The organism is Streptomyces sp. NPDC007095, assembly GCF_040634475.1.
Taxonomy (GTDB): domain Bacteria; phylum Actinomycetota; class Actinomycetes; order Streptomycetales; family Streptomycetaceae; genus Streptomyces.
In genome coordinates, this window is the sequence record NZ_JBEYFS010000247.1 from 1 (window position 1) to 16844 (window position 16844).

Annotated in this window: 13 protein-coding genes and 1 tRNA gene; 4 read left to right on the forward strand and 10 right to left on the reverse strand. The window is 70.1% G+C overall.

What is annotated here, in order from left to right:
- Positions 1-101: 101 nt before the first annotated feature.
- Positions 102-485: a DUF2267 domain-containing protein gene (locus ABZ656_RS48470; RefSeq protein WP_101405725.1), complete on the reverse strand. Its 384-nt coding sequence runs from the start codon at positions 483-485 to the stop codon at positions 102-104.
- A gap of 123 nt (positions 486-608) precedes the next feature.
- Positions 609-1259, reverse strand: a complete 651-nt coding sequence (locus ABZ656_RS48475; protein ID WP_101405724.1) for a response regulator — start codon at positions 1257-1259, stop codon at positions 609-611.
- A gap of 99 nt (positions 1260-1358) precedes the next feature.
- Here ABZ656_RS48475 and ABZ656_RS48480 point away from each other — a divergent pair.
- Positions 1359-1433 (forward strand) — tRNA-Leu (locus ABZ656_RS48480).
- 106 nt (positions 1434-1539) lie between these two features.
- Positions 1540-2316 carry a helix-turn-helix domain-containing protein gene (locus ABZ656_RS48485; protein WP_360277746.1) on the forward strand — a complete coding sequence of 259 codons (777 nt, stop codon included), beginning with the start codon at positions 1540-1542 and terminating at the stop codon, positions 2314-2316.
- Positions 2317-2325: 9 nt separating this feature from the next.
- On the opposite strand, the gene pyk is transcribed toward ABZ656_RS48485, so the two are convergent.
- Together pyk and ABZ656_RS48495 are read right to left on the reverse strand one after the other, a co-directional pair.
- Positions 2326-3762, reverse strand: coding sequence for a pyruvate kinase (pyk, locus tag ABZ656_RS48490; RefSeq protein WP_101405723.1), 1437 nt, complete (start codon positions 3760-3762; stop codon positions 2326-2328).
- A gap of 150 nt (positions 3763-3912) precedes the next feature.
- A complete protein-coding gene (locus tag ABZ656_RS48495) occupies positions 3913-4626 on the reverse strand; it encodes an SIMPL domain-containing protein (RefSeq protein WP_101405722.1) in 714 nt (237 codons plus the stop codon).
- A 138-nt stretch (positions 4627-4764) separates the two neighbouring features.
- Here ABZ656_RS48495 and ABZ656_RS48500 point away from each other — a divergent pair, with 138 nt between their 5' ends.
- A complete protein-coding gene (locus ABZ656_RS48500) occupies positions 4765-6579 on the forward strand; it encodes a 5'-nucleotidase C-terminal domain-containing protein (RefSeq protein ID WP_101405721.1) in 1815 nt (604 codons plus the stop codon).
- 61 nt (positions 6580-6640) lie between these two features.
- Here the strand turns inward: ABZ656_RS48500 and ABZ656_RS48505 are convergent, their stop codons facing one another.
- The 6 genes from ABZ656_RS48505 to ABZ656_RS48530 form a co-directional block, all read right to left on the reverse strand.
- Positions 6641-8062, reverse strand: a complete 1422-nt coding sequence (locus ABZ656_RS48505; RefSeq protein WP_101405720.1) for a SidA/IucD/PvdA family monooxygenase — start codon at positions 8060-8062, stop codon at positions 6641-6643.
- Entirely contained in the window at positions 8059-9423 is a 1365-nt protein-coding gene (locus ABZ656_RS48510) for an aminotransferase class I/II-fold pyridoxal phosphate-dependent enzyme (protein ID WP_101405719.1), read from the reverse strand. Before ABZ656_RS48510 ends, ABZ656_RS48505 begins: the two co-directional genes overlap by 4 nt.
- A gap of 656 nt (positions 9424-10079) precedes the next feature.
- On the reverse strand, positions 10080-12578 hold the full coding sequence (gene pepN / locus ABZ656_RS48515; protein ID WP_101405718.1) for an aminopeptidase N: 2499 nt from the start codon (positions 12576-12578) through the stop codon (positions 10080-10082).
- Positions 12579-12660: 82 nt separating this feature from the next.
- The gene (locus ABZ656_RS48520) at positions 12661-13233 is read right to left on the reverse strand and encodes a response regulator (RefSeq protein WP_360277753.1); all 573 of its coding nucleotides are present in this window, start codon (positions 13231-13233) and stop codon (positions 12661-12663) included.
- Between the two features lie 174 nt (positions 13234-13407).
- A complete protein-coding gene (locus tag ABZ656_RS48525; RefSeq protein WP_101405716.1) occupies positions 13408-13776 on the reverse strand; it encodes a chorismate mutase in 369 nt (122 codons plus the stop codon).
- An 11-nt stretch (positions 13777-13787) separates the two neighbouring features.
- Positions 13788-14672 carry an AraC family transcriptional regulator gene (locus ABZ656_RS48530; RefSeq protein WP_101405715.1) on the reverse strand — a complete coding sequence of 295 codons (885 nt, stop codon included), beginning with the start codon at positions 14670-14672 and terminating at the stop codon, positions 13788-13790.
- A gap of 110 nt (positions 14673-14782) precedes the next feature.
- Between ABZ656_RS48530 and ABZ656_RS48535 the strand changes: the two genes are divergently transcribed.
- A complete protein-coding gene (locus ABZ656_RS48535) occupies positions 14783-16552 on the forward strand; it encodes a beta-galactosidase family protein (protein ID WP_101405714.1) in 1770 nt (589 codons plus the stop codon).
- Positions 16553-16844: the final 292 nt, after the last annotated feature.

Sequence of the window (16844 nt, forward strand, 5' to 3'; positions counted from 1 at the left end):
CCGTACCACCTAACCGCCCCCCCACCACGCGCCCCCCGCCCCCGCCGGGGGGCGCGGGCCTCTTCGTCACTCGCTGGGTGCCATCGCGGAAAGGCGCGGCATCAGCCGGCGAAATTCTCGATCGGCCTGGTGAAGTCGGCACCGAGTTGCGACATCGCGTGGCCGAACTCCTTCTCGCTGATCGCCTCACGGAGCGTGACCAGCACGGCACGGACGCCACTGTCGGCCTCGTCCGGCTTGAGTACGTTGCGCTCCGCCACACGCCGCACGAGCTCGTCGTAGTCGAAGCGCTCGATCTCGGCGGTCGCACCCCGCCGAACGGACTCCGCCAGACCCTCCGGGAGCTCCAGCGCCAGGTTCCGCGCCTCACCCGAGCTCAGCCGATGGGCGAGCGTCTCCAGCGTGGCACGCGTGAGATCGGCCGACTCCTGCCGGGACAGGCCCGTACGCTCCGACACCGCTTGGACGAACGCCTTCTCTTCCACGCGCTGTCTCCTTTGCTGCCTTGCCGGCCCGAAGGCCACGCGGCCCCGGAACCAGCCTGACACGCAGGCGCCGGGCTCGCGCGGGCAAGCCGCGGCACCCCCAAACGGGACGCCCCGCCCTCCCTAACCCTTGGAGGACTTCTTCTCCTCGGCGTCCGCGATGACCGCCTCGGCGACCTGCTGCATGGACATACGGCGGTCCATGGAGGTCTTCTGGATCCACCGGAACGCGGCGGGCTCCGTCAGCCCATATTCCGTCTGGAGCACGGACTTGGCCCGGTCCACCAGCTTCCGCGTCTCCAGACGCTGGCTGAGGTCCGCGACCTCCTTCTCCAGCTGCTTCAGCTCCGTGAACCGCGAGACGGCCATCTCGATCGCCGGTACGACGTCGCTCTTGCTGAAGGGCTTCACGAGGTACGCCATCGCGCCGGCGTCGCGGGCACGCTCGACGAGGTCGCGCTGGGAGAACGCGGTGAGCATCAGCACGGGGGCGATGCCCTCCTCGGCGATCTTCTCGGCCGCCGAGATCCCGTCCAGCTTGGGCATCTTGACGTCGAGGATCACGAGGTCGGGCCGGTGCTCACGGGCCAGTTCGACGGCCTGCTCCCCGTCCCCCGCCTCGCCCACGACGGCGTAGCCCTCTTCCTCGAGCATCTCTTTGAGGTCGAGGCGGATCAGCGCCTCGTCCTCGGCGATGACGACACGGGTCGTCAGCGGAGGCACGTGCGACTTGTCGTCGTCGGCGACGGGCTGGGGCGACTCGGGGGCGGTCACGGGGGCTCCTCGTTCAGGGGCGGGTACTGCTCCCAAGAGCCTACCTAGCTGCGGTATGGTGGACGGGCAGCGGGTCGGGGTAAACCTTCGATTCAGCGGGCCCCGGTAGCCCAATTGGCAGCAGGCAATGGATTCAAAACCCATACAGTGTCGGTTCGAGTCCGACTCGGGGCACTTTTCCTTGGATTCCAAGGTCGTCGCAGAAAAGCGGATGTTCCCGTTCTCGTGAACATTCGCTTTTTGCTGCGCACGGTCGCGATCGCTCGCGCAAAGTAACCACATGTACGACATGGGCACACGCGAGCGAGCTCTGGCACTTGTCGCTCAGGGGCGCAGCCTGAACTCCGTGAGCAAGGAGACCGGGGTATCCAGGTCAGCGATCCGTTGCTGGCAATCGCGCATCGCCCCGTTACCGCGCATGCAGCGCACACCATGCTCAAGATGCGGCCCAGCGACTGAGCCACCCTCCAACACGGCGGCCTACAGTTACCTCTTGGGGCTCTACTTCGGTGACGGCTGCATCAGCCCCGGCATGCGAGCGGGCTACGTTCTCCGCATCGCATGCGCCATCGCTTGGCCAGGCCTCATCGAAGCTTGCGCTGCCGCCATCGAAGCCATTAACCCCAGCAAGAAGTCGAACCGGGTCCAAGCAGTCGGGTACGTCTCGGTCGTCGGATACAGCCAGCACTGGCCCTGCCTCTTCCCCCAGCACGGCCCCGGCAAGAAGCACGAGCGCCCGATCGTCCTCGAATCCTGGCAACAGGAAATCGTCGGCGTTCATCCGTGGGAATTCATCCGCGGGCTCATCCACTCCGACGGCTGCCGGATCACCAACTGGACCGAGAAGGTCATCGCCGGCGAGCGCAAGCGCTACGAATACCCCCGGTACTTCTTCACCAACGTCTCCGACGACATCCGGCAGCTCTACACCGACACCCTCGACAAGCTCGGCATCCAGTGGACGCACTGCACCCGCAACGGAAACCCGTTCAACATCTCCGTCGCCCGCAAAGCCTCCGTCGCTCTCATGGACGCCCACGTCGGTCCCAAGTACTGACAGCCGGACCTACTTGGGGCTGTCGTCCTCTCCGATGTGGTGGACGCGTACGAGGTTCGTGGTGCCGGAGACGCCGGGCGGGGAGCCGGCGGTGATGACGACGATGTCGCCCTTTTCGCAGCGGCCGTACTTCAGGAGGAGTTCGTCCACCTGGTCGACCATCGCGTCGGTGGAGTCGACGTGCGGCCCCAGGAACGTTTCTACGCCCCAGGTCAGGTTCAGCTGGGAGCGGGTCGCCGGGGTCGGGGTGAAGGCGAGGAGGGGGATCGGGGAGCGGTAGCGGGACAGGCGGCGGACCGTGTCGCCGGACTGGGTGAAGGCGACGAGGAACTTGGCGCCGAGGAAGTCGCCCATCTCCGCCGCCGCGCGGGCGACCGCACCGCCGTGGGTGCGGGGCTTGTTGCGGTCGGTCAGGGGCGGCAGGCCCTTGGCGAGGATGTCCTCCTCGGCGGCCTCGACGATGCGGGACATCGTCCGGACGGTTTCCACGGGGTATTTGCCGACGCTCGTCTCGCCGGAGAGCATCACGGCGTCCGTGCCGTCGATGACGGCGTTGGCGACGTCGGACGCCTCGGCTCGGGTGGGGCGGGAGTTGTCGATCATCGAGTCGAGCATCTGGGTGGCGACGATGACCGGCTTGGCGTTGCGCTTGGCCAGCTTGATGGCGCGCTTCTGGACGATCGGGACCTGTTCGAGGGGCATTTCGACGCCCAGGTCGCCGCGGGCGACCATGATGCCGTCGAAGGCGGCGACGATGTCGTCGATCGCGTCGACCGCCTGGGGCTTCTCGACCTTGGCGATGACGGGGAGGCGGCGGCCTTCCTCGTCCATGATGCGGTGGACGTCGTCGATGTCGCGGCCGCTGCGGACGAAGGAGAGGGCGATGACGTCGAAGCCGGTGCGCAGGGCCCAGCGGAGGTCCGCTTCGTCCTTGTCGGAGAGGGCGGGGACGGAGACGGCGACGCCGGGGAGGTTGAGGCCCTTGTGGTCGGAGACCATGCCTCCTTCGACGACGGTGGTGTGGACGCGGGGGCCGTCGACGGCGGTGACTTCGAGGCAGACCTTGCCGTCGTCGACGAGGATGCGTTCGCCGGGGGTGACGTCGGCCGCGAGGCCCGAGTACGTCGTGCCGCAGGTGAGGCGGTCGCCCTCGGCGCCTTCTTCGACGGTGATGGTGAAGGTGTCTCCGCGTTCAAGGAGTACGGGGCCTTCGGTGAAGCGGCCGAGTCGGATCTTCGGGCCTTGAAGGTCGGCGAGCAGTCCGACGCTGCGGCCGGTCTCGTCGGAGGCCTTTCGCACGCGCTGGTAGCGCTCCTCGTGTTCGGCGTAGGTGCCGTGGCTGAGGTTGAAGCGGGCTACGTCCATTCCGGCGTCGACCAGGGCTTTGAGCTGGTCGTACGAGTCGGTGGCGGGGCCCAATGTACAGACGATTTTTGCTCGGCGCATGGTTTGAGCCTAGGCCTTACCGGTCGGTAGAGAATTGGTCCAGCATGACTACTCAACAACCTTTACGTGAAGCCTTATTGACAACAGTTGAATTGTGCGCGGGGGTGCTCTGATGAGCGCGTCGGTACTTAATGGCGACCGGTCCGCGCTTTACAGTTCCGGCGGTGCCATCGTGAATCGGGCATTGACCTGGGCGTAGACGTGTTGGCGTTCGGGTTCGAGGTCGAGGGGGGCGGCTTCTTCGGGGGCGCCGCCGGCGAAGGACATGGAGCGCATGGCGCGGCCGGGGGCCGCGGGGTAGGGCTGGGCGTTCTCGGCGCCGATGTCGGCGAGTTCGACGAGGGCGGCGAGGGTGGTGCCGAGGGCTTCGGCGTATTCGCGAGCCCGTTGGACGGCTTCGCGGACCGCCTGCTGTCGGGCTTGGCGGTGGGAGGGCGAGTCGGGGCGCAGGGCCCACCAGGGGCCGTCGACCCGGGTGAGGTCGAGATCCGCGAGGCGTGTCGTCAGCTCGCCGAGTGCGGTGAAGTCGGTGAGTTCGGCGGTGAGGTGGACGCGGCCGTGGTAGGCGCGGATACGTTCGCCGCGGCCGTGTTTGGTGAGTTCCGGACTGATCGAGAAGGCGCCGGTTTCGAGGCGTTCGACGGCGTCTCCGTAGGACTTCACGAGGTCCATGGCGGTGGTGTTGCGGCGGGTGAGGTCGGCGAGGGCCTCGCGCCGGTCGGTGCCGCGGGCGCTGACGGTGATGCCGATGCGGGCGATCTCGGGGTCGACTTCGAGGTGGGCTTCGCCGCGGACGGCGATGCGGGGTGATTCGGGGGTTCCGTAGGGGACTGCGGATCGGGGTTCCTCTGCGGTGGGGGCCATACGCCCCACTCTGTCACCGGAAGGGTGGTCGTGGTGCCCGGTGGTCACCAGATGGAAACCTCCAGGACCTGTTCTGGAGTGTCATGTGTGGGTCAGAATCTACGCGCGTCGTTGACCGTTTCCCGAGGAGCCATAGACATGCCGTTGAACCGCCGGAAGTTCCTGAAGAAGTCCGCCGTGACGGGTGCGGGGGTGGCGTTGACCGGTGCGGTCGCGGCTCCGTCCGCGCAGGCGGCCACCTCGGCGGCGGCAGGGGGTGGGAAGAAGCCTGTGAAGCGGTACTCCCTCACCGTCATGGGCACGACGGATCTGCACGGACATGTCTTCAACTGGGACTACTTCAAGGACGCGGAGTACACGGACACGGCGGGCAACGCGCAGGGTCTGGCGCGGATCTCGACGCTGGTGAACGAGATCCGCAAGGAGAAGGGGCGTTGCAACACCCTCCTTCTGGACGCGGGCGACACGATTCAGGGCACCCCGCTGACGTACTACTACGCGAAGGTGGACCCGATCACCGCCAAGGGCGGTCCGGTGCACCCGATGGCGCAGGCGATGAACGCGATCGGCTATGACGCGGTGGCGCTGGGCAACCACGAGTTCAACTACGGCATCGAGACGCTGCGGAAGTTCGAGTCGCAGTGCCGCTTCCCGCTGCTGGGTGCGAACGCGCTGGACGCGAAGACGCTGAAGCCGGCTTTCCCGCCGTACTTCATGAAGACGTTCCACGTGCCGGGTGCGCCGTCGGTGAAGGTGGCGGTGCTCGGTCTGACGAACCCGGGTATCGCGATCTGGGACAAGGCTTACGTCCAGGGGAAGTTGACGTTCCCTGGTCTGGAGGAGCAGGCGGCGAAGTGGGTGCCGAAGCTGCGGTCGATGGGTGCGGACGTGGTCGTCGTGTCGGCGCACTCCGGTTCGTCCGGCACGTCCTCCTACGGTGACCAGCTGCCGTACGTCGAGAACTCGGCGGCGCTCGTCGCCCAGCAGGTGCCGGGGATCGACGCGATTCTCGTCGGGCACGCGCACGTGGAGATCCCGGAGCTGAAGGTCACCAACGCCAAGACCGGCAGGACGGTGGTGCTGTCGGAGCCGCTGGCGTATGCGGAGCGGCTGTCGGTGTTCGACTTCGAGCTGGTCTTCGAGAAGGGGAAGTGGCAGGTCGAGTCGGTGGCGGCCGCGGTCCGCAACTCGAACTCGGTCGCCGACGACCCGAAGATCACCCGGCTGCTGAAGGACGAGCACGATCTGGTGGTGGCGTACGTCAACCAGGTCGTCGGCACGGCCACGGACACGCTGACTACGGTCGAGGCGCGTTACAAGGACGCCCCGATCATCGACCTGATCACCAAGGTGCAGGAGGACGTGGTCAAGGCGGCGCTGGTCGGCACGGAGTACGCGTCGCTGCCCGTCATCGCGCAGGCCTCGCCGTTCTCGCGCACCTCCGAGATCCCGGCCGGCAAGGTGACGATCCGGGATCTGTCGAGCCTTTACGTGTACGACAACACGCTGGTCGCGAAGGTGCTGACGGGGGCGCAGGTGCGGGCGTACCTGGAGTACTCGGCGAACTACTTCGTGCGGACGGCGGCCGGTGCAGTGATCGACACGGAGAAGCTGACCAACGCGAACAACCGTCCGGACTACAACTACGACTATGTGTCGGGGCTCCGGTACGACATCGACATCGCGCAGGCGGAGGGTTCGCGGATCAAGAACCTGACGTACAACGGTGCGGCGCTGGACGACGCGCAGCAGTTCGTGTTCGCGGTGAACAACTACCGGGCGAACGGTGGCGGTGCCTTCCCGCATGTGGCGTCCGCGAAGGAGGTCTGGTCGGAGTCGACGGAGATCCGTACGCGGATCTCCGAGTGGGTGACCGCGAAGGGTGTGCTCGACCCGAAGGAGTTCGCTTCGGTGGACTGGAAGCTCACGCGGGACGGCACGCCTGTCTTCTAGCCTGCCTGTCTTCTGGCCTGCCTGTCTTCTGGACCCCGGACGCGTGTCCGGGGTCTTCTTCTTACCGTCCGTCGGCGAGCGGGGTGAGGGTCTGGGCGGTGTGGCGGGCGGGCGGGACCTGGGAGTGGGGGTCGAGTCCGAAGGTGGTGAAGGCCGTGCGGCGCGGGAGCGGGTAGGGGTCCTTGCCCGTGAGCGAGTTGAGGATGGTGGCGCTGCGCCAGGCGGCGAGTCCGAGGTCGGGGGCGCCGACGCCGTGGGTGTGGAGTTCGGCGTTCTGGACATGGACGCGGCCGGTGACGGAGGGGTCGAGGAGCAGGCGGAACTGGTCGTCGATGCGGGGGCGTTCGGCGTAGTCGCGGCGCAGGTAGGGGTCGAGTCCGGCGAGGATCTGGCCGAGGGGACGTTCGCGGTAGCCGGTGGCGAGGACCACGGCGTCGGTGATGAGGCGGGTACGGGCGCCCTGCTGGCCGTGTTCGAGGTGGAGTTCGACCTTGGTGGTGGCGACGCTGCCCGCGGTGCGGACGGTGACGGCGGGGGTGAGGACGGCGTCGGGCCAGCCGCCGTGGAGGGTGCGGCGGTAGAGCTCGTCGTGGATGGCGGCGATGGTGTCGGCGTCGATGCCCTTGTGGAGTTGCCATTGGGCGGCGACGAGCCGGTCGCGTACGGGCTCGGTGAGGGCGTGGAAGTAGCGGGTGTAGTCGGGGGTGAAGTGTTCGAGGCCGAGCTTGGAGTACTCCATCGGCGCGAAGGCCTCGGTGCGGGCGAGCCAGTGGATCTTCTCGCGGCCGGCGGGCCGGTTGCGCAGGAGGTCGAGGAAGACCTCGGCGCCGGACTGCCCCGCGCCGATGACGGTGATGTGTTCGGCGGTGAGGAAGCGTTCGCGGTGGGCGAGGTAGTCCGCGGCGTGGATGACGGGGACGCCGGGGGCATCGACGAGGGGTTTGAGTGGCTCGGGGATGTGGGGTGCGGTGCCGACGCCGAGGACGATGTTGCGGGCGTAGGTCCGGCCCAGGGCCTCGGCTTCTCCCTCGCTGTCGAGCTGGGTGAAGTCGACTTCGAACAGGGTGCGTTCGGGGTTCCAGCGGACGACGTCGACCTGGTGGCCGAAGTGGAGTCCGGGGAGGCGGCCCGCGACCCAGCGGCAGTAGGCGTCGTACTCGGCGCGCTGCATGTGGAAGCGCTCGGCGAAGTAGAAGGGGAAGAGGCGGTCGCGGTCCTTGAGGTAGTTGAGGAAGGACCAGGGGCTGGCGGGGTCGGCGAGGGTGACCAGGTCGGCGAGGAAGGGGACTTGGAGGGTGGCGCCGTCGATGAGCAGGCCAGGGTGCCAGTCGAAGCCGGGGCGTTGTTCGTAGAAGACGCTGTCGAGTTCGGGGAGGGGGTGGGCGAGGGCGGCGAGGGAGAGGTTGAACGGGCCGATGCCGATGCCCACGAGGTCCCGGGGCGCGTCGGACTCGTGGGGTGGGGGGAGGGGCGTCGGGCTCATCGGGGTGTGTGTCCTTCCACCAGTTTCAGGAGCGCGGCCAGGTCGCCCGGCCGGGTGTGGGGATTGAGGAGGGTGGCTTTGAGCCAGAGCCGGTCGTCGAGCAGGGCTCGGCCGAGGACGGCGCGTCCTTCGTGGAGCAGGGTGCGGCGTACGGCGGCGACGGCTTCGTCGGAGGCCTCGGCGGGGCGGAACAGGACCGTGCTGAGGGTGGGCGGGTCGTAGAGCTCGAAGCCGGGGTGTGCTTCGACGAGGTCCGCCAGTTCGACGGCGCGGGCGCAGACCTGGTCGACGAGCGCGCCGAGTCCCGCTCGCCCCAGGGTTTTGAGGGTGACGGCGACTTTGAGGATGTCGGGGCGTCGGGTGGTGCGCAGGGAGCGGCCGAGGAGGTCGGGGAGGCCCGCTTCGGTGTCGTCGTCGGCGTTGAGGTAGTCGGCGCGGTGGCTCAGGGCGTCGAGGTCGTGGGGGTCCTTGACGACGAGGAGGCCTGCGGCGACGGGCTGCCAGCCGAGTTTGTGCAGGTCGAGGGTGACGGTGTGGGCGCGGTCGAGTCCGTCGAGTTTGCCGCGGTGGTGGTCGCTGAAGAGGAGGCCTCCGCCGTAGGCGGCGTCGATGTGGAGGCGGGTGCCGTGGGCTTCGCAGAGGTCGGCGATGTCGGGCAGGGGGTCGATGAGTCCGGCGTCGGTGGTGCCGGCGGTGGCGGCTACGAGGAGGGAGCCGCGGAGGCCTTGGAGTTCGGTGAGGGCCTCGTCGAGGGCGGCGAGGTCCATGGTGCCGGCGGGGGCGGGGACGACGACGGGGTCGGGCAGGCCGAGGAGCCAGGCGGCGCGGGGCAGGGAGTGGTGGGCGTTGGCGCCGTGGATGAGCCGCACGCCGGCGTGTGCCTCCCGGGCGAGGAGGAGGGCGAGTTGGTTGGACTCGGTGCCGCCGGTGGTGACCAGGGCGTCGTCGGCGCCGATCTCCTGGGCCAGGGCCCGGGTGACGAGTGCCTCCAGTTCCGAGGCGGCCGGGGCCTGGTCCCAGGAGTCCATGGAGGGGTTGAGGGTGGAGGCGGCGAGGTCGGCGGCGGTGGCGACGGCGAGGGGTGGGCAGTGCAGGTGGGCGGCGCACAGGGGGTCGGCGGGGTCGGCCGCGCCCTCGGCGAGAGCCCGTACGAGGACGCGCAGGGCGTCTTCGGTGCCCTGCTCGGGCAGTACGTCACCGACCGCGTCCCGTACGCGCCGGGCCACGCTCTCCGGTCCGCCTGCGGGCAGCGGTCCCCCGCGGGCCTCGCCGCCCTCGCGCAGTGCGTCGAGGACGGTGTCGAGCAGCGGCCGCAGCGCGCCGGGACCTTCGGGGCCTGAGGCGAGGGGCGGCGTGCTCATGAGGTGTCCTCCGGTGGGCGCGCGGCAGGGGGAGTACCAGCCTGTACGGGGATGGGCCTGCGCGCCCTGAAAGGTCAACGATCCGACCCGAATGGGGGTACTGGTGGGCGGAGGAAATGTGGGTGGGGGGTGGAGCTGCTAGTGCCGCGGCAGGCAACGTTTGCCCGTCAAGGAGCGGCGTCCGGTGCGTGCTCTCGGCGTGCCGGCCGGAAGTCCTCGTACTGGACGTACTTGGGCTTTCGGCCGGTGCGGCGAGAGTGCGTGCCGGGCGTCGCGACGGGGCGAACGTTGCCTGTTGCGGCATTAGACGCCACGCCGGGACGGGAACCACCTTTCCTCGCCCCCGCCGCCCCTACCCTCCCCCAAGCTCTCGGCTTCGCTCGAGCAGGGGGGACCCCCATCATCCCCGGGGGCTGCGCCCCCAGACCCCCTGTCGGTCTGAACGGCCTCGTCCTCAAACGCCGGACGGGCTGAAGACGCGGGCCGGGGCGGGCGGGGCATCGACCCCCGGCCTCGCCGTGGAACACCGGACGCCCCCCGAGCTTTCAGAGGCGCGCTGGGAACCGCGCGACGAGCCCCCCACCGGGCCCGCAGCCGAAAGACCAGGGGCGGGCGGGGAATCGGGGCGTAGCCCCGCCCAAGCCACCGGCCGCCCGTTATGCGGTTCGTACCTTCAAGGCGCGTGCGAGGTCGTCGAGTTGGTCGACGATTTTGCGGCGGAGGGCGGGGATGAGGTCGGCGTCGCGAAGGCACGCCTCGCCGAGGGCGAGGGTTTCGGGGGTGATGGCGTGGACGGGGAACGCGTAGCGCCCGGCGGCGTCGGCGATGGCGGGGCCGCGACGCGCGGCGACGGCGACGGCGTCGGTCCAGTAGCGCTCGACGTACTCCCGGACGAGCTGGGTCTGTTCGGGCTGCCAGAAGCCCTGGGCGGTGGCGGTGAAGAGGTAGTTGGAAAGGTGGTCGGAGGTGAACATCTCCTCCCAGGCGCGGCGCTTGGCCTCGGGGTCGGGCAGCGCGGCACGGCAGCGGGCTGCGCCTTCCTGTCCGGTGGCGCTGGGGTCCTGGACGAGTTCGGCCTCGATGACGGCGTCGTCGATGGCGCCGAGGACGGCGAGCCGGCCGAGGATGCGCCAGCGCAGTTCGGGGTCGAGTTCGGGTCCGCCGGGGACGGTGCCTTCGGAGAACCAGGCGCTGATGGTGTCGGGGTGGGCGGCGACGTCGATGTAGTGGCGTACGGCGGTGAGGCGCAGGCCGGGGTGGGAGCCGTCCTCGGTGCGGCGGATGAGGTCGCGGCAGAGGTCGGTGAGGGTGGCGAGGGCGGTGGGGCGGTCCTCGGCGGGGAGGTAGCGGTCGGCGACCTGGGCGGTGGCGAACGACAGGACGCCCTGGACGAGGGCGAGGTCGTTCTCGTGCGGGAGGTGGGCACGGGCGGCGTCGATGTAGGCCATGGCGGGCAGTTCGCCGTCACGGACGGCGTCGCGCAGGGCGTTCCAGACAACCGCGCGGGTGAGGGGCTCGGGCAGTCCGGCGAGGGCGGTGCGCACGGCCTGGAAGGACTCGGGGTCGAAGCGGACCTTGGCGTACGAGAGGTCGCCGTCATTGAGGAGCAGCAGGGCGGGGCGCTTGCCGATCACGGTCGGCTCGGTTCCCGGGACGTCGGCTTCGAGGCGGTCGCGCAGGGTGAGGCGGCCTTCGCCGCCGAGGTCGTTGTCGTAGAGGCCGACGGCGATGCGGTGCGGGCGGCTGCCGTGGTGTTCGACGGTGAGGGTGTAGGTGCCGTCGGGTCCGGCGGTGAGGGTGGGGGTGAGGGTGTCGACGCCGGTGGTGCGCAACCAGGAGTCGGCCCAGGCGTGGACGTCGCGTTCGGTGGCGGAGGCGAGGTTGTCGATGAAGTCGGCGAGGGTGGCGTTGGCGAACTTGTGGCGGGCGAAGTGGGTGTTGATGCCCGCGAGGAAGTCCTTCTCGCCGAGCCAGGTGACGAGTTGACGCAGGGCGGAGGCGCCCTTGGCGTAGGAGATGCCGTCGAAGTTGAGCATGGCGGACGCGGTGTCGGGGACGGCGTCCGGGTCGGGGGCGACGGGGTGGGTGGAGGGGCGCTGGTCGGCGTCGTAGCCCCAGGGTTTGCGGGTGACGCCGAAGTCGGTCCAGGTGTCGGTGAAGCGGGTGGCTTCGGTGAGGGTCTGGTAGCCCATGTACTCGGCGAAGGACTCGTTCAGCCAGATGTCGTCCCACCAGCGCAGGGTGACGAGGTCGCCGAACCACATGTGGGCCATTTCGTGGGCGATGACCATGGCGCGGGTCTGGCGTTCGGTGTCGGTGACGGCGGAGCGGTAGACGAACTCGTCGCGGAAGGTGACGAGGCCGGGGTTCTCCATGGCGCCGGCGTTGAACTCGGGGACGAACGCCTGGTCGTAGGAGTCGAAGGGGTAGGGCTCGTCGAACTTCTCGTGGTAGCGGTCGAAGCAGGCGCGGGTGACGTCGAGGATCTCGTCGGCGTCGGCGTCGAGGTAGGGGGCGAGCGAGCGGCGGCAGTGGATGCCGAAGGGCAGGCCGCGGTGCTCGGTGCGGACGGAGTGCCAGGGGCCGGCGGCGACGGCGACGAGGTAGGTGGAGATCAGTGGGGTGGGGGCGACCTGCCAGCGGCCCTCCCCCAGGTGTTCGGTGACGCCGTTGGCGAGGACGGTCCAGCCGTCGGGGGCGGTCACGGAGAGTTCGAAGACGGCCTTCAGGTCGGGCTGGTCGAAGGCGGCGAAGACACGCTGGACGTCTTCCATGAACAGCTGGGTGTAGACGTAGGTCTCGCCGTCGGTGGGGTCGGTGAAGCGGTGCATGCCCTCGCCGGTGCGGGAGTAGCGCATCCGTGCGTCGACGCGCAGTTCGTGCTCGCCCGCGGTGAGGCTCTTGAGGGGCAGCCGGTTCTCGTCGAGGGTCTCGGGGTCGAGGGGCTGTCCGTCGAGGGTGACGGAGCGCAGCTCGGCGGGCTTCAGCTCGACGAAGGTGTCCGCGTCGGCGCGGGCGGTGAACCGGATGACGGTCAGGGAGTCGAAGGTCTCGTCCCCGCGGGTCACGTCGAGTGCGATCCCGTAGTGGTGGACGTCGAGGAGCTGGGCACGGGTCTGCGCTTCGTCGCGCGTCAGTACGGACATGGGGGACATGCTGCCTGATGGCTCGGACAGGACACAGGGGTGGCCCGGTATATGGCGTTTGTCCGGCATGGACACGGCGGGGTCGGCGTACTCAGGCGGTGCGGTCCTGCTCCCGTGTGTCCCGTGCGTCCTGTACCTCCCGTGTGTCCCGTGCGTCGGTGTGGCCGTCGCGTTGCGGGGGGACGCGGGTGTCGGGGCGGGGGCGGCCCGGAGTGGGCGGTGAGGCGCGTTTCCTGGTCCGGGCGCGTAACTCGCGCACCTCCGCCTGCAGGGCCCGGTGGCGCTGGTGCGTGTCGTACAGGTAGCGGACCTTGGTGCGCAGGGTCCAGGGGTCGACGGGTTTCATGACGAGGTCGGCGACGCCGAGGGCGAACGCGGTGGCGGACAGTTCGGTGTCCGGTCCGAAGCCGGTGAGCAGGATGACCGGGATGTGCTGGGTCTGTTCCACGCGGCGCATGTACCGCACGACGTCGAGGCCGCCGACGCCGGGCATGCGCACGTCGAGGAGGAGCAGTCCGACCTGGCCGCGCAGCACTTCCTTGAGGGCGTCGTCGCCGCTGGTCGCGCGGGTCACGAGGTGGCCCAGCGGGGCGAGGGCGCTTTCGAGCGCGTACAGCGTGTCCTCGTGGTCGTCGACGATGAGGATCTTGGCATCCGACTGCATGGCCCGACGTCCCCTCGATCGGCCACATGCCGGCCCGGCCCGGTACGGGCGGGTGGCGGGTGCCACGGGTGGCGGGTGCCCTGGGGCCCGTACGGACGGTCGGCCGGCATGTGCCATTGGCCTGACACCTGACAGGGAGTGCTCACGCAGGATGCACGCTGGGGGCGCCCGGTGTCACTCCCCCGTGGCCGACGCGCCGCGCCCGGCGCCGTCCGCGATGCTCTCGTGGTGGCGGATGACCTCGGCGATGATGAAATTCAGCAACTTTTCCGCGAAGGCCGGATCCAGCTTGGCGCTCTCGGCGAGGCGGCGCAGCCGGGCGATCTGGTGGGCCTCGCGGGACGGGTCGGCGGGCGGCAGTTGGTGGGCGGCCTTGAGATGCCCGACCTGTTGGGTGCATTTGAAGCGTTCGGCGAGCATGTGGACGACGGCGGCGTCGATGTTGTCGATGCTGTCGCGCAGCCGGGCGAGTTCCGCGCGCACGGCGGGGTCGACCTCGTCGCTCGCCGCGTCGTTCGTGTTGCCGGTGTTGCTGGTGGTCATGGGGTCCAACCCTACGTGGCGTGCCGGGGCTCGATCATGGGCGGATCGTCGGGGTCGGGTATGTGGTCGCTCCAGCCGCCGGGGAGGGTGCGGCCCTGCTGTTCGCGGAAGCGGACGGGGGCCATGCCGACACGGCGGGTGAACAGGCGGGAGAAGTAGGCGGGGTCGTCGTAGCCGACGCGTCGGGCGACCGCGGCGACGGGGAGTTCGGTGGCGGCGAGGAGTTCCTTGGCGCGGCCCAGGCGGATGCCGAGGAGATAGTCCTTGGGGCTGCGGCCGGCGCCGCGGCGGACGGCGGCGCGCAGTTCGGCGGGGGTCATGCCGTGGCGGGCCGCGTGCTCGGCGACGGACAGTGGCTGGAACGCGTCACGGGCGAGGGCGTGCAGGACGGGGTCGCCGTCGGGGGCGAGGTCGGCGCGGGCACGGCGCAGTGCGACGAGCAGTTCGTGGACGGCTGCGCCTGTCTCGACTTCGAGGAGGGGGTTGCCGCGGCGGGCGGCGCGGGCGATGCGGCCGACGGTGGCGCGGGCGCCGGTGGCGTCGGAGAGCGGCACGACGGGGCGGTCGGGTTCGATGTAGCCGAGTTCGGTGTATGTGGCGGTGGCGGGCCCGGTGAAGTCGACGAAGCACTCGTCCCAGCTGGGGTCGGGCCCGTAGTGGTGGGGTACGCCGGGGGTGAGCCAGAGCAGGGCGGGCGCGGTGACGGTGTGGTGGTGTCCGTCGGGGCCCCGGAACCAGCCGCCGCCCGCGCTGACGACGACGGCCACGTGGTGGTCGAGGGTGCGGGGCCCGACGGTGGGCAGTTCGCCGTGCTGGAGGCCCACGCCGAGGCAGGCGAGGCCGAGCCGGTGGTGGACGGGAGCGGGGGAGAAATAGCGCATCCAGGTGTGGTACATCCGCGCCCCTTGCCTCCTTCGCGTCCTTGCCGCCGGCGTCACTCTTCGGTCCAACCAGAGCTGATCTTTGTCCATGGACCCGGCCCGCCGCCAGGGGTGAGGGTGAGCGCATGAGCGAGTTCACGGTGGGGGACACGGATTTTCTGCTGGACGGGCGCCCGGTGCGGCTGCTGTCCGGCGCGTTGCACTACTTCCGGGTGCACGAGGAGCAGTGGGGGCATCGGCTGGGGATGCTGCGGGCGATGGGGCTCAACTGTGTGGAGACGTACGTCCCGTGGAATCTGCACGAGCCGCGCCCGGGCGAGTACCGGGACGTACAGGCGCTGGGCCGGTTCCTGGACGCCGTACGGGAGGCCGGCCTGTGGGCGATCGTGCGCCCCGGCCCGTACATCTGCGCGGAGTGGGAGAACGGGGGGCTGCCGCACTGGCTGACGGGGAGGCTCCGCACCAGGGACGAGGAGTACATGGGGCACGTGGAGCACTGGTTCCACCAGGTGCTGCACGAGATCGTGCCGCGGCAGATCGACCGCGGCGGGCCGGTGCTGATGGTGCAGGTCGAGAACGAGTACGGCAGTTACGGCTCCGACCAGGTGTATCTGCGGCGCCTGGCGGACGTGCTGCGGGCCAAGGGCGTGAGCGTTCCGCTGGTCACCTCGGACGGTCCCGAGGACCACATGCTGGGCGGCGGTTCGATCCCCGGTGTCCTCGCGACCGTCAACTTCGGCTCCCGCGCACGCGCGGCCTTCGAGGTGCTGCGCCGGCACCGGCCCGAGGGGCCGCTGATGTGCATGGAGTTCTGGTGCGGCTGGTTCGACCACTGGGGCGGCGAGCATGTCGTACGGGATGCCGGGGACGCGGCACAGGCGCTGCGCGAGATCCTGGAGTGCGGGGCTTCGGTCAACCTGTACATGGCGCACGGGGGTACCAGCTTCGCGGGCTGGGCGGGGGCGAACCGCGGCGGGGGCGCGCTGCACGAGGGCCCCTTGGAGCCGGACGTCACCTCCTACGACTACGACGCGCCCATCGACGAACTGGGGCGCCCCACCGAGAAGTTCTGGCGCTTCAGGGAGATCCTGGCCGCGTACGCGGACGGACCGTTGCCGGAGCTGCCGCCCGCGCCCGCGCCGCTCGGTGCGGGGGCGACCGTGGACCTTCGAGAATGGGCCGCCCTGGACGCCGTGCTGGAGACACTGGGCGGCCGGGACGCCGAGTACCCCGTCCCGCCCACCTTCGAGGAACTGGACGTCGACCGGGGCCTGGTGAAGTACGAGGTGACCGTCCCCGGCCCGCGGGGGCCGTACCCCCTCCTGCTGCGCGGGCTGCGGGACCTGGCGGTGGTGTACGTCGACGGCGCGGCGGCCGGGGTGCTCACCGAGGAGGACCCGGGACTCAAGGAGCCTGTCGCGGGGCACGCGCGCGTGGAGGCGTGGGTGGAGTCCCTGGGGAGGGTCAACTACGGTCCGCGTTCGGGTGAGCCGAAGGGCATCACCGGGGGGATTCTGCACGAGCGGCAGTACCTGCACGGGGTGCGGGCGCGGGGGCTGCGTCTTGACGCGTTCGACGGTGGGGGCGTGGGGCGGGTGCCGTTCGGGGGGTTGCCTGCGGAGGGCGGTCGCGGGCTGTACCGGGGCACCGTGGAGGTGCGTGGCGCCGGGGACGCCTTCCTCGAACTTCCGGGCTGGACGCGGGGGTTCGTGTGGGTCAACGGGTTCGATCTCGGGCGGTACTGGTCGGTGGGGCCGCAGCGGTCGTTGTACGTTCCCGGGCCGGTGCTGCGTGAGGGTGCCAACGAGGTGTGGGTCCTGGAGCTCCAGGAGGCGTCGGCGACGGCGCCGGTCCTCAGCCGCCCGGACGCGGCTTCGCCGACACCGGGTGGCTGACACCCGGCCGAGCACCCCGGCAACCACAACCACCTTCCCTCACCTCCGCCGCCCCTGCCCGTCCCATCCCCCAGGGGCTCGGCCCCCGGACCTCCGATCGCTCGAAGGGCTCGTCCTCAAACGCCGGAGAGGCTGAAAAATGCGGCCGGGCCGGGGTGGGTGGCCTCCGGCCTCCGGCCTCGTTCTCGAACGCCGGACGGGCTGAAGACGCGGGCGGGTGGGCGGGGCAGGACCCGCGCCCCTCCAGCCCCGGACGACCGAGGCTGTCAGGGGCGCGGCGAACTGCGCGACC